The organism is Geobacillus sp. LYN3, assembly GCF_003064505.1.
GTDB lineage: Bacteria > Bacillota > Bacilli > Bacillales > Anoxybacillaceae > Parageobacillus_B > Parageobacillus_B toebii.
Genome location: NZ_QCWL01000001.1, coordinates 2,898,794 through 2,911,650 on the forward strand (window position 1 = coordinate 2,898,794; position 12,857 = coordinate 2,911,650).

General features: G+C 42.4%; 14 protein-coding genes and 1 pseudogene. 6 read left to right on the top strand and 9 right to left on the bottom strand.

The window, feature by feature from the left end:
* Window positions 1-13: 13 nt before the first annotated feature.
* Window positions 14-373 carry a hypothetical protein gene (locus DCC82_RS15125; RefSeq protein ID WP_199222356.1) on the bottom strand — a complete coding sequence of 120 codons (360 nt, stop codon included), beginning with the start codon at window positions 371-373 and terminating at the stop codon, window positions 14-16.
* A 232-nt stretch (window positions 374-605) separates the two neighbouring features.
* Between DCC82_RS15125 and DCC82_RS15135 the strand changes: the two genes are divergently transcribed.
* Window positions 606-1,550: a metal ABC transporter substrate-binding protein gene (locus tag DCC82_RS15135; RefSeq protein ID WP_062677554.1), complete on the top strand. Its 945-nt coding sequence runs from the start codon at window positions 606-608 to the stop codon at window positions 1,548-1,550.
* 130 nt (window positions 1,551-1,680) lie between these two features.
* On the opposite strand, the gene DCC82_RS15140 is transcribed toward DCC82_RS15135, so the two are convergent.
* Together DCC82_RS15140 and DCC82_RS15145 are read right to left on the bottom strand one after the other, a co-directional pair.
* Window positions 1,681-2,232, bottom strand: a complete 552-nt coding sequence (locus DCC82_RS15140; protein WP_097354892.1) for a hypothetical protein — start codon at window positions 2,230-2,232, stop codon at window positions 1,681-1,683.
* Between the two features lie 12 nt (window positions 2,233-2,244).
* On the bottom strand, window positions 2,245-2,535 hold the full coding sequence (locus DCC82_RS15145; protein ID WP_003248486.1) for a DUF2325 domain-containing protein: 291 nt from the start codon (window positions 2,533-2,535) through the stop codon (window positions 2,245-2,247).
* A 168-nt stretch (window positions 2,536-2,703) separates the two neighbouring features.
* Here DCC82_RS15145 and DCC82_RS15150 point away from each other — a divergent pair, with 168 nt between their 5' ends.
* Together DCC82_RS15150 and DCC82_RS15155 are read left to right on the top strand one after the other, a co-directional pair.
* A complete protein-coding gene (locus DCC82_RS15150; RefSeq protein ID WP_015864886.1) occupies window positions 2,704-2,865 on the top strand; it encodes a DUF1540 domain-containing protein in 162 nt (53 codons plus the stop codon).
* An 86-nt stretch (window positions 2,866-2,951) separates the two neighbouring features.
* A complete protein-coding gene (locus DCC82_RS15155; RefSeq protein ID WP_062677555.1) occupies window positions 2,952-3,152 on the top strand; it encodes a hypothetical protein in 201 nt (66 codons plus the stop codon).
* A 14-nt stretch (window positions 3,153-3,166) separates the two neighbouring features.
* Here the strand turns inward: DCC82_RS15155 and DCC82_RS15160 are convergent, their stop codons facing one another.
* From DCC82_RS15160 to DCC82_RS15180, 5 genes are all read right to left on the bottom strand, one after another.
* A complete protein-coding gene (locus DCC82_RS15160; protein ID WP_097354893.1) occupies window positions 3,167-4,645 on the bottom strand; it encodes an o-succinylbenzoate--CoA ligase in 1,479 nt (492 codons plus the stop codon).
* A gap of 272 nt (window positions 4,646-4,917) precedes the next feature.
* Entirely contained in the window at window positions 4,918-5,736 is an 819-nt protein-coding gene (menB, locus tag DCC82_RS15165) for a 1,4-dihydroxy-2-naphthoyl-CoA synthase (protein ID WP_015864889.1), read from the bottom strand.
* Complete coding sequence (gene menH, locus DCC82_RS15170) at window positions 5,736-6,548, bottom strand: 2-succinyl-6-hydroxy-2,4-cyclohexadiene-1-carboxylate synthase (RefSeq protein WP_097354894.1); 813 nt, start codon at window positions 6,546-6,548, stop codon at window positions 5,736-5,738. The genes menB and menH overlap by 1 nt, the downstream gene beginning before the upstream one ends.
* Window positions 6,545-8,299, bottom strand: coding sequence for a 2-succinyl-5-enolpyruvyl-6-hydroxy-3-cyclohexene-1-carboxylic-acid synthase (gene menD / locus DCC82_RS15175; protein ID WP_097354895.1), 1,755 nt, complete (start codon window positions 8,297-8,299; stop codon window positions 6,545-6,547). The genes menH and menD overlap by 4 nt, the downstream gene beginning before the upstream one ends.
* On the bottom strand, window positions 8,292-9,680 hold the full coding sequence (locus DCC82_RS15180; protein WP_097354896.1) for an isochorismate synthase: 1,389 nt from the start codon (window positions 9,678-9,680) through the stop codon (window positions 8,292-8,294). Before DCC82_RS15180 ends, menD begins: the two co-directional genes overlap by 8 nt.
* A gap of 171 nt (window positions 9,681-9,851) precedes the next feature.
* On the opposite strand from DCC82_RS15180, the gene DCC82_RS15185 reads away from it, so the two are divergent.
* The 3 genes from DCC82_RS15185 to DCC82_RS15195 all read left to right on the top strand — a co-directional run bounded on the left by DCC82_RS15185 (window position 9,852) and on the right by DCC82_RS15195 (window position 12,519).
* On the top strand, window positions 9,852-10,790 hold the full coding sequence (locus DCC82_RS15185) for a 1,4-dihydroxy-2-naphthoate polyprenyltransferase (RefSeq protein ID WP_097354897.1): 939 nt from the start codon (window positions 9,852-9,854) through the stop codon (window positions 10,788-10,790).
* Between the two features lie 85 nt (window positions 10,791-10,875).
* Window positions 10,876-11,637, top strand: coding sequence for a yteA family sporulation protein (locus tag DCC82_RS15190; protein WP_015864894.1), 762 nt, complete (start codon window positions 10,876-10,878; stop codon window positions 11,635-11,637).
* A gap of 87 nt (window positions 11,638-11,724) precedes the next feature.
* Entirely contained in the window at window positions 11,725-12,519 is a 795-nt protein-coding gene (locus tag DCC82_RS15195) for a TIGR00266 family protein (RefSeq protein WP_062755087.1), read from the top strand.
* A gap of 26 nt (window positions 12,520-12,545) precedes the next feature.
* Here DCC82_RS15195 and DCC82_RS15200 read toward each other — a convergent pair.
* A pseudogene (locus DCC82_RS15200) lies at window positions 12,546-12,758 on the bottom strand (glycogen/starch/alpha-glucan phosphorylase); the annotation flags it as partial.
* Window positions 12,759-12,857: the final 99 nt, after the last annotated feature.

The window sequence follows — 12,857 nt, forward strand, 5'->3', positions numbered from 1 at the left end:
ACCTAACCGAAATTCATCTCCCACTTTCACTTCGTTTAGAAGTGGGAGACTTCTTTCGGAAAGATGTTAAATCATACTGCATTTCAAAAATTGTAACATTTGTATCGGAAGCAGAAGAATTAAATTGCACAGTTATAATATCTCCTGTTTTTACACCAACAAATACATCTCCTGAAATGTCAATGGTCTCTCCTTTACTAAGGATATATTCTTTAAAAACATTCACGAGTGGATCATCTTGCCTAATTTCCACAACTTCAGTATCCTCTATCAATTCTTTCGCTTCTTCTATAATTTCGTTATTTGAAGTTTCCTCTGCTAATATAGAGGAATGGAAAGTAGTGAAAGCTTGTCTGATTTTATCTAGCACCACGGGTGAAAACTATTTTTAACCACTTATCATCGATGTTAGTGATATCTCCTGTCTGCTTCCTCCTCGTTTCATCGCAAGACTTTCGGCCTCTAAAAAATTTTTAATGACGCCAAAATAACCGTTGCCGTTTTGGATATTTTTTTGTATGATTAGCTTTGTTAAATCGTAATTATTACGATGTAATAACAAAGAAGTTTGCTTGTTAAACACATTTACTAGGAAGGGGCTTAACATGAAAACAAAATCATTGATTTTATCCCTTTTACTTGTCGTCTCTGCTTTTTTGTACGGTTGCAATGCTGAAAAAAATCACGAACAGACTGAAAAAGCAAAAGACGTTTTAACGATTTATACGACCGTTTATCCACTTGAAGATTTTACGAAAAAAATCGGGGGCGACTATGTTAACGTGAAAAGCATTTATCCTCCGGGCGTTGAGGCACATACCTTTGAGCCAACGACAAAAACGATGAAACAGTTGGCGGATGCGGATGCGTTTATTTATATTGGTCAAGGGATGGAAAGCTTTGCTGATAAAATAAAAGAAACATTAGAGAATGAACAGGTTCATTTTCTCGCTGCTGCTGAAGGGATCAAACTGTTAGACTCCGCACATGAAGAGCATGCGCACGAGCATGAACACGAGCATCACAGCGATAAAGACCCGCACGTATGGCTTGATCCAGTACGCTCTATTACAATGGCTGAACATATTCGCGATTTGCTCATCGAACTAAAGCCAGAGAAGAAAGAAACATTTACAAAAAACTTTGAATCATTGAAAGCAAAATTAGAACATCTTGACCAACAATTTCAAACAGTCGTAAAGAAAGCTCCGAAAAAAGAAATTCTCGTTGCACATGCTGCATACGGATACTGGGAAGAACGCTATGGCATTAAACAGCTGAGCGTTTCCGGGCTTTCGCCAACGAATGAGCCTTCTCAGAAAGAATTAGCTAAAATCGTTAAAACAGCCAAACAACATCACATTAAATATGTCATTTTTGAGCAAAATACAACGTCCAAAATTACTGAAATTGTAAAAAACGAGATTGGAGCTGACTCACTCCGGCTGCACAACTTAGAATCACTAACTTCCGAAGATATAAAAGCAAATAAAGATTATTTTTCCATTATGGAAGAAAATATTCGAGTGCTTCAAAAAGCGCTTCAATGAAAGTTACCGTCTGTCCCATTCTGTGAGACAGACGGTTTTTTTGGGGCGTTTTTTGATGGATGATTTATCCATTCATTGTGTGTTAGGGCTTCTCATTTTATTTCCAGGCTTCGTGTGCTTTAAACGTAAACTATTTTTTGTAACCAATATAAGGTGGTTGAATATCGATCATTTCAACCGTCCGTTTCCCCGTAAGAACAGACCAAAACTCGATCCTTTTTGGGAAAAAACCAAACGTTTGTCGACAAGCAACCGGAGCCATTTGTGTATAATGCTGAACAAGACGTTGATTGTCTTCCAACAACAGCTTTCGGACCGTGTACGTTCCGGCATCTTTATAAGCAAAATCAATATCCACATGCGTTTTTTGATATCTTTTCCAATGCCGATAGACTGCTTGTTCAAACAAAAGAAATGGAGACCGTTGCACTTCTTCGGAAGAGGTAAAAAATTGAAGTAAATGATCGGTGATTTTCGCTAAAACGGTATAATAATGAATTGGTGACTCAAACAAATGCGGATGAAGCAGCCGCCGATATGTTTCAATCAGCTTTAACATGTAAAAAGGAGATCGCAATGACGGAACGGCACGGTAATATTCAACCATCACGTTGCGTATCACTTTTTTCACCGCTTGTTGCCATGTCAAACCTCCTTCATGGCTCGCTATTGCTTTCATCATTATGTACCCCCGTCATTTTCTTTTTTCAATTTTTTCAATAACAGAATGAATAGAACTCCAGGAACGTTTGACAAAATAAATTGGCTTATCTTTGCTTTTCGCTTTTTGTTTGATTGCTTTTGCCAAATTATGATTCACATAATCCGTCATGACAATAACAATATCCACATGTTCTGGAATATCGCGTTTTACCATATTGACTTTGCGGCCATCAAGATGGATGATTTCTTGAAAGCCTGAATCGATTAGCTTATCCGTAATATTTCCTAAATGATCTGCACCCACGACCAATAAGGATGTCATCGTCTCCCTCCTTCACAGCCTTTTCTTATTTTTATTCTAATTGAGAATGATTTTCTATGTCAATTATAATCATCAATATTTTAAAATTGCTTATAGTTTCCTTCATAACTTTTTGTCAAACAACCAAACTAAACGTGTAAGTCATTTTCATAGGATGGGGTGATGCATATGGCAAAAGATGTGCTTTGTGAAGTGAAAAACTGCTATTATTGGGCAGAAGGAAACCGCTGCAACGCGGAATCGATTTACGTTGTAAGCCATACGGGGAAAATGGCGTCTGATTCCACTGAAACCGATTGCAAAACATTCGTCCCTTCAAGTGAAATGTAAAGAAGAAAAACCCGAAGCCTTTGGCGCGTTTTAGCGCCAGAGGCGCAGCGCCTACATAGTTTAGCAAAGAGAGGCGACGTGCTGAGATGAAAAAGGACAGTTTAATTAAAGCATTGAAAGAAGAAGTAAAACGATCAAATCCAATAACATTTCCGATCTGCGTCGACTCATTTACAAATTTATGGCAATATGAATTTGGATCATTGGATGACCTGCCGCCAGAAGTGGAGAGACTAATTTCCTATCGCATTATGGAATTAGGTTTAATGGATGACGATGAGATTTAAAAAACGGGGCTTAATTATAAAGCCCCGTTTTCATTGTTTGGAATGAGCTGCTTCAACTGATGGCGCAATAATTTCTGTGAAGCGTTGCGCGGCAGTTCATCGACAAAATAGATTTGTTTTGGAATTTTATATTTCGCTAAATGGGCTTGGCAAAACTGTTTTAACTGTTCGACGGTGACAGAATAACCGCGTTTTCGTTTCACAAACGCACACGGCACTTGTCCCCATGTTTCATCATCGATCCCTGTTACCCCTGCTTCCTCTACCGCTTCATGTGAAAGAAGCACCGCTTCAATTTCAGCCGGATAAACGTTTTCTCCACCGGAAATGATAAGGTCAGAACGACGGTCTAATACATAAAGAAATCCATCTTCATCTATATATCCGATATCTCCCGTATAAAACCAGCCGCCGCGAATCGCTTTCGCCGTTGCATCCGGACGATGCAAATATCCCTTCGTGACATTTGGCCCTTTTACAACAATTTCTCCTGGTTCATACGGACGAGCAACTTGACCGTCCTTTTCAATGCGAAGCTGTGCTGGAAACAATGGTTTTCCTGCAGAACCGAGTTTGGTTAAACTATATTCCGGCGCAAGGGTGGCAATTTGCGATGCGGTTTCCGTCATGCCATACGTTTGATAGACAGGAATTTCTTTTGCTTTACACACTTCTAACAGCGGTTTCGGAGCAGGCCCGCCGCCAAGCAGCATGCAGCGAAATGTCTCAGGATATCGTCTTTCGCCAAGGTCAGCGATCATTTTTTGCAACATTGCACTGACAACAGACATAATCGTAACTTTTCCGCCGATAATGAGCTCATTTGCTTTTTTCGCATCGAAAGCGCGCATCACATACATGCTCATGCCATATATAACGCTTCTCATCATAATCGACAAACCGCTGATGTGAAAAAACGGCACAGCCGCAAGCCAGCAGTCATTTTCATTCAATCCTAAATTTAACGCCGAACCAATAGCGCTCCACCAATGATTTTCGTATGTTTGCAGCACTCCTTTTGGCTTTCCTGTTGTCCCTGATGTATACATAATCGTAGCGATGTCATCGAAATGATAATATTGCTGAAACTCAACATTTTCCTCAGGCAATGCGGACAATTCACTCATGGTAATAACACGAATGTTTCCTTCTATACGGTCCGCCAACTCATCATCGGCAATTACGTATACCGCTCCGCTGTCTTTTAATTGCCATGCAAGTTCATGCGAAGTTAAACGTGTATTTTGCAGCAAAACAATTGCGCCAATATAATGAAGGGCATGAATGCATTCGATCATCGCCACACTGTTTTTCATGAAAATAGCGACAATATCTCCTTTACGCACCCCGGTGTTTGCAAGTTGACGTGCCCGCTTCATCACAGACTCATGGAGCTCCATAAACGTTTTTTTTCCTTGCCCGTCGTAAACCGCAATACGTTCAGGAGTTAAAAACGCCCGCTGCATAAGCCAATTTGGAATCGATGTTTGCATGATGACACTCTCCTTTTCCCAATAAAAGAAACAGCTTGATGGAACTCACCAAGCTGCTTTGAAAAAACCCGCCTTCCGCTTTTCTTATTGCTGCGGCGGCAACACACTGAGTTAACTTCTCTGAGCAACCCACGCAAGACCAAACTTTGTTTGGTCTGAGCCTCCTCGCGGGTCCTCCAGCGCGTATCGCGGAGCCAGGGATGGCGACATTTCGCCGTTGCCCACAGGATGTGGGCAGCCTTTAGGCGAAATAGAGGCGCCTTCCGCTTTTCTTATGGAAAACGTGGGAATTGTTTAAAGTTTGGTTTGCGTTTTTCTTTAAATGCATCTCGTCCTTCTTTTGCCTCATCGGTTGTATAGAATAGCAACGTTGCATCACCGGCAAGCTGTTGAATACCAGCTAAACCGTCAGAATCAGCGTTAAATGCCGCTTTTAAGAAGCGAATCGCCGTTGGGCTTTTCTCTAAAATTTCCTGCGCCCATTTTACTGTTTCTTCTTCCAATTGCTCTAATGGCACCACTTTATTGACAAGTCCCATTTCTAATGCTTCTTGCGCGGTATATTGACGGCATAAATACCAAATTTCACGCGCTTTTTTGTGACCAACAATACGCGCTAAATAGCCTGCGCCATATCCACCATCGAAACTTCCTACTTTTGGACCAGTTTGTCCAAAAATCGCGTTATCTGCGGCAATCGTTAAATCACAAACAACATGCAATACATGACCGCCGCCAATGGCATAACCGGCCACCATGGCAATAACAGGTTTTGGAATGATACGAATTAATCGTTGCAAATCTAACACATTTAGCCGCGGGATTTGATCTTCACCGACGTATCCTCCGTGGCCGCGCACTTTTTGGTCCCCACCGGAACAAAACGCTTTTCCGCCTGCACCTGTTAAAATAATAACACCGATATTTGCGTCATCGCGCGCATAAGAAAATGCATCGATTAATTCCTCGACAGTTTTTGGACGGAACGCGTTATGTACTTCTGGACGGTTAATCGTAATTTTCGCAATCCCATTGTACGTTTCGTATATAATATCCTCATACTCGCGTTCCTTTACCCATTCGATAGCCATTATACTCTCCTCCTTGTTATAAACCTACTTACTATTTTAGCAAAAATTTCTCGTTGTTCCACATGAATTGCATGACCTGCTTCGAGAACTTTTATCATTTCGCAATTAGGAAGATATTCTTTCATCTCTTCAGCGATACGGCAAAATTTTTGATCCCATTCTCCACACAAAAGCAAAGTCGGTACGTTTACTTTGGATAAACGATTCCAAAAGGAAGGCTGTCTTCCAGTCCCCATCCCGCGCAAACTATTTGCTAATCCAAGCGCATTATTGTTTAGCCGTTCATTACGGATTTGCTGCTGCACGCTAAGAGGCAAGCGCTTTTGGGATGCGAAAAGCGGCATGTTTTCCCACTTTTCGACAAATGCTGTAACGCCATATTGCTCTATTTCTTCCGCTAACGCTTCATCTCTTTTCATTCGTTCCCGTCTTTCCTGCATCGTTTTTAATCCCGGAGAACTGCTTTCTAATATCAATGTCCGAACACGATGAGGATAAAGAATTGCAAACGTCAGCGCAAGACGCCCGCCCATGGAATATCCTAACACATGTGCATCTTGCAAATGAAAATACCGCAATATTTCGTCCAGATCAGCAGCTGCTTTTTCCATCTCATATCGAGCTGGATCATTTGGCGAATCGGTAAGGCCGTGCCCGATAATATCAACAAGAACGAGCTGATAATCACGCCAATATGGGAGAAAAGGTTTCCACGTTTCAACGCTGCCAGTAAATCCGTGCAACAGTAAAAGCGGTTCTCCATCTCCGTATCGTTCCACATGATAGGAAACCCCGTTGACGAAAATATTCATACCATTCTCCCTTTTTCGAGAAATTCCGCTATTTCCTGGGAAACCTTTTCCCACAAAAGACGATGTTTTCTTACATTATTTTCTCTTGACGTGCATACTTCCATTACGTGAAGGCCATCTGTTGTCAATGATTGTGTAACATAATGGCGAAATTCATCCCATGTCTTGATTTTCTGGTAATTTCCTTCATACATGCGGACAGCATGCTCAAATTGCAAATCTGTTGGCGTGCCAAACAACATTTCAAAATGTTTTTTGTGTTTCGCTTGCGGCAAAAACGAGAAAATTCCGCCGCCGTTATTATTAAGAACGATGATCGTCGCGTGTAGTCCATGCATTTTTGCGGCTAATAGCCCATTCAAATCATGATAAAAGGAAAGATCGCCAATGACAAGCACAAGCGGTTCGGTAACAGCACTGGCTCCTAGCGCGCTTGACACAACGCCGTCAATCCCATTTGCGCCACGGTTCGCCAAAATGCGTATTTCCTTGTCGTTTGTAAAGAAAAATGTATCCGTATCGCGAATCGGCATACTATTGCCAACAAATAAGGTAGCACCGTCCGGAAGCAATTGCGAAAGTTCCGTAAACACTTTTCCTTCGAATAATTCCTCTTCCATCGTTGCTTCAAGAAGTACAGATTTTGCGATATCGTTGATCATTTTCCACGTCGTTGACCATTGACTTTTGCTCTGCTTCGACGCCCCAATATCGATAAGTCGGCGGCAAAATTCAACCTCATCGCAATACACCATGTACGATGCCATTAATGTCGGTTCCCGCCATCCGCCTTCTCCATCCACAACGATTTGTTTAATGGATGGATATCGTTTCAGCAAAAGAAATAGCGGCTTAGAAACCGGCATGGCGCCGAAACGAATAACGACATCCGGAACTAATGAAGCTGCAATCGTTTCATCTTTTAATATCGCGTCATAACTGTCAATAATATACTCTTTTGCATGTGTTCCGCTGCGCAGTTGAGAAAGCGGATCCGCTAAAATAGGAAAATCGAGCATTTCCGCTAGCTTCGTGACCGCCTCAGCAAACGCTGGCTGATCGATTTGTCCGCAAACGATCAGCCCTTTTTCAGCCGAAGAAAGTTCATTGTATAACTCCTGAATTTGTTCCATGCCGATCGTCATTTTCCCCGGAATGACCGTCGTATAAGACGGCTCTTTCGCTTCGATTTGTTCCCACGTTTCTTCATGAACGATCGGCACAAGCGGCTCACGCAACGGAAAATTTAGATGAACAGGGCCTGCCGGGGCGCTGATTGCCACCCCTGCCGCTCTTGCTGCCATCGTCCGCGCATAGCGGAGCATGTCTGTCGACTTTTCTGGCAGCGCCATTTCTACAAACCATTTGGCATATCTTCCATATATGTTCAGCTGGTCAATTGCTTGCGGCGCCCCGACATCCCGTAATTCATGCGGGCGATCTGCCGTAATGACGATAAGAGGCACACGCGAATAATAAGCTTCCACCACCGCTGGAAAATAGTTCGCAACCGCCGTTCCTGACGTACAAAGAAGAGCGATAGGATGCCGTTTTGCTTTCGCCATGCCGAGAGCAAAAAATGCGGCGGAGCGCTCATCAATGTTTATATGTACGCGCATCGCCGGATGTTCTGCCATCATAATGGCAAGCGGTGTCGAACGCGATCCTGGGCTAACCACCACATCTTGCACGCCGATTTTCGCTAACTCATCCACAAAAGCTGCTATATATAATGTTAGTGCTTCATTCATCTCGCTCCACTCCCAGCGCCGATAACATCGGGGTAAATTTCACTTTCGTTTCTTCATATTCACTCATCGGGTCAGAATCGCCGACTACACCGCAACCTGCAAAAATGGACGCTTCTTTTCCCTGTAAAAGCCCCGAACGAATGGCTACGGCAAATTCTCCGTTTCCTTCTGCATCCATCCATCCGATTGGTGCCGCATACCATCCCCTGTCTAATGGTTCGGCTTCCCGAATTTCTTTGATCGCCTTTTCTCGCGGTGTTCCGCCAAGCGCCGGCGTCGGATGCATTTGTTCTACGATCGATAAAACAGAAGCGGCGCGGCACTTTTCCCCGATCACAGGCGTATATAAATGTTGAATATGCTGTAATTTTAACAGTTGCGGTGAAGATGGGATTTGTACACGCTTGCAAACCGCTTCTATCGCTTCTTTAATCATCTGAACAACAAATTGATGTTCACGAAGGTTTTTCTCATCATTCATTAGCCATTTCCCGAGCTGTTCATCTTCTTGAAGTGTTTTTCCGCGGCGTATTGACCCAGCTAAACAAATAGAATAACATGTATCTTTTTCCTTCTTCACAAGCTGTTCCGGAGAAGCGCCAATAAAACATTGCCCTTCTTGTTCAAATGCAAAAATATAGCTAAATGGCTGTTGTTCACGCAATTGCTGCAAAACGACGCTTGGATCGATCGCATCAGCAAACGATAAACGCGCTTCTCTCGCCAGCACTACTTTATCGAATTTTCCTTTGCGAATATTCTCGATTGTTTTTTTGACCGCATCAATCCACTCTTCTTTTTGCACTTCCTTATATGTTATTAACGACGGCAATGAAGATGTTGTCTGTCTTTGTTCCTGTCCCTGATATAATAACCGAATCAACATCCCTATTTTTTCCATCATTTCTTCATTCTGTTCAGAACGCATCGTCACCGTTAATGTTGCTTTTCCATTTTTGAGCGATAAAAGAACCGTCGGCACTATCATTTTTGCATGAGGAAAAGCGCGCCATTTCTCTGTCCTAGGCTTGAATGGATCAAATGAAAAACCCCCAAATATAATAGGAACTGCATCTGTTCCGTTCGAATAAGAAGCTGTTTGTTCCATCCATCGCTTCCACTCTGTCTCTACTGTGCGAAACCGTTGTTCTTTTTCTTCGGTTTCAATGATATATGTGCAGCCCAGTCCTACATAGACAGTTTCGTTCGTGCGATCAGACCAATAAAACCGCTGACGAAAGGAACAGGCTTGTCCTAATGAAAAAAAATAAACCGGATCTACATGATCAATTTCCTCGCTCCAGCTAATAAACGGACGATTCGCTTTTTTTCCGATGAAATGCAATTGTTCTTGAATTTTATGCTGGTATAAAATCCCCACTGTAATCCCGCTTTCTTGTTTTATTACTTATTTTCTATTTTCCATTATATATAATAGGAAATAATTTATCTATTCTAAAGGGGTTGACACCTTATAACCGTTTTCCTACACTTATTGTGAACGTTTGTAAAGCATTACTTTATATTTTATCCGAATATGAGGGGTATGATTATGCAATCTTCATTGCAAACAGATCGTCGTTTTCCGCCGGTCAATCGCCGCCGCGATTGGCGTGTTTGGTGGAGGTTAACGCGTCCGCATACATTGACTGCCGCATTTGTTCCTGTTTCTATTGGCACAGCACTAGCATTTCACGAAACAAATATTCGCATTTCGCTATTTATCGCAATGCTTGTAGCTTCTTTGTTCATTCAAGCCGCAACAAATATGTTTAACGAATATTATGACTTTAAACGCGGGCTTGACTCACCGGAATCCATAGGGATTGGCGGGGCAATTGTCCGCGAAGGAATCCATCCAAAAGCAGTTTTATATTTAGCTATTTTCCTTTTCGCCATCGCAATGCTAATCGGTGTCTATATTTGCGTGAATAGCAGCTGGTGGCTTGCACTGATTGGTTCCATTTGTATGGCAGCTGGATATTTCTATACAGGCGGTCCTGTACCAATTGCGTATACCCCGTTTGGGGAGCTTGCTGCCGGATTTTTTATGGGACTAGTTATCATTTTAATTTCCTTTTTCATTCAAACTGGAGAAGTGACAAAGACAGCGATTTTGATTTCTGTTCCGATTGCCATTTTAGTCGGAGCGATTTTGCTGGCAAACAACATTCGCGATCTCGATGGAGACAAAGAGAACGGGCGAAAAACATTAGCAATTTTAGTCGGACGAAACAATGCGATTCGCATTCTTGCCGGCATGTTTGCCATATCGTTTATTTGGATGATTGGCTTAGTCCTTTTCCACCTTGTTTCCGTCTGGACGTTGCTCGTCTTTTTCAGCGTGCCAAAAGCGATTACAGCGACGAAAGGATTTATCGGCAAAACAAAGCCGATTGAAATGATGCCGGCGATGAAAGCAACAGCACAAACGAATACACAGTTTGGCTTTCTATTGGCAATTGGTTTGCTTATTAGCTATTGGTTGTAACACGGTCTGAATGAACCGTGTTTTTTTTTATTTTTCGTTCATACTACAAGATAAACGGTTTATTTTTAGGAAGGAGTTATGAAATATGTTAACACACAAACAGTTATCTGCCTTCCAGATGCAGCTTCTTAAGGCAAAACAAGATATTGAAGAACGTTTACGTCATAATGACCATTTTGGCAAAGAACGAAGCCATGCCCATGACTCGGTCGGCGAGCTCTCTAGCTTTGACAACCATCCGGCGGATGAAGCAACGGAGCTATACGAACGCGAAAAAGATTTGGCGCTAAACGAACATACAGAACGAGAATTAAAGGAAATTGAACATGCGCTGGAGGCCATTCGAAACGGCACGTACGGCACATGCGAAGTTTGCGGAAAGCCAATTCCGTACGAACGGCTCGAAGCATTGCCGACAACAACGTTTTGTAAGGAACATAGCTCTGATCAAACGGTTTCTCAAAAGCGGCCGCTCGAAGAAGGAGTGTTGATTCCTCCATTTGGAAAATTTGATTTCGATGACCGCGACGAATCAGTAGCATATGACGCGGAAGATGCGTGGCAAGAAGTAGCCCGTTATGGCACATCCGATACTCCTTCCGATTTAGGGAAAAATGTCGACTATTATGGGGAAGTATATGCGGAATCAGAAGAAAATGTCGGTTATGTTGAGGATTTAGAAAATTTTGCAGCGGTAGATTTATACGGAAAAAATGTGAAAGTATATCCAACAAGAGAACACGAACAATTGGAAAATATTTTGGATGATGAAGGAATCATGTCCAATATTGGCGATTTACCAGCATATGAAAAAGACCCTTATACTGAAAAAGAAGACCATCGATAATGATGGTCTTCTTTTTTGAAACAAAAAGGGATCTAAACTCGTATAGAGAATATGTACCAAAGAAACAATGATATTGAGGTGAAGACAATGAATGCCCATGAAATCGACTACAGGCTATATGGAGACGATATGCAATTTGTTGAAATTGAATTAGATCCCCAAGAGAGCGTCATCGCGGAAGCTGGCGGCATGATGATGATGGAAGATGGCATTACGATGGAGACGATCTTTGGAGATGGCACTGATTCTGGAAAAGGGTTTTTCAACAAATTAGTTGGAGCGGGAAAACGATTGTTGACAGGCGAAAGCTTATTTATGACCGTGTTTACAAACAACAGCGCAGAAAAACGCCGCGTCTCGTTTGCCGCTCCATATCCAGGGAAAATTATTCCAGTGGATTTGAGCGAACTTGGCGGCAAAGTGATTTGCCAAAAAGATTCCTTCCTTTGCGCGGCGAAAGGCGTTTCCGTCGGCATCGATTTTCAACGTAAACTTGGCACTGGCTTTTTCGGTGGAGAAGGATTTATTATGCAAAAACTCGAAGGAGACGGCCTTGCCTTTTTACATGCAGGCGGAACCATTTACAAGCGCCAGCTAGAGCCTGGTGAGAAATTGCGCATCGATACCGGCTGTTTAGTTGCAATGACAAAAGAGGTCGATTATGACATCGAATATGTAGGCAAAATTAAAACCGCCTTTTTTAGCGGCGAAGGATTGTTTTTTGCAACATTAACAGGCCCAGGAACCGTTTGGGTGCAGTCGCTTCCATTCAGCCGGCTTGCTGATCGAATTATTGCCTCTGCTCCAAGCTCGGGAGGCCGATCTGTCGGAGAAGGAAGCGTTCTCGGCAGCATTGGCGATTGGTTCGATGGAGATGATTAAGAGAGAGGCGAAAAACCTCTCTTTTTTTATTTATTCAACGGATGAATATTCCATATTTCATTTGCATACTCCTGAACCGTCCGGTCACTGGAAAAACAACCAGAATGAGCAATGTTAATCGCGCTCATTTTCAGCCATCGTTCACGCTGCCTATACGCCTCTTCTACTTTTTCTTGTGTTTCCACATATGATGCAAAATCACGCAGCACAAAATATTCATCGTTTTGTGTTAAAAGCGAATATAAATGCCCTTCTAAGTTTCCGGGAGTGAACTACCCCCACTTAATTTCTAGCGAAAATTTGAAGTGGGGGCTTCCAAAGAAGTTTGACTGCTTCAA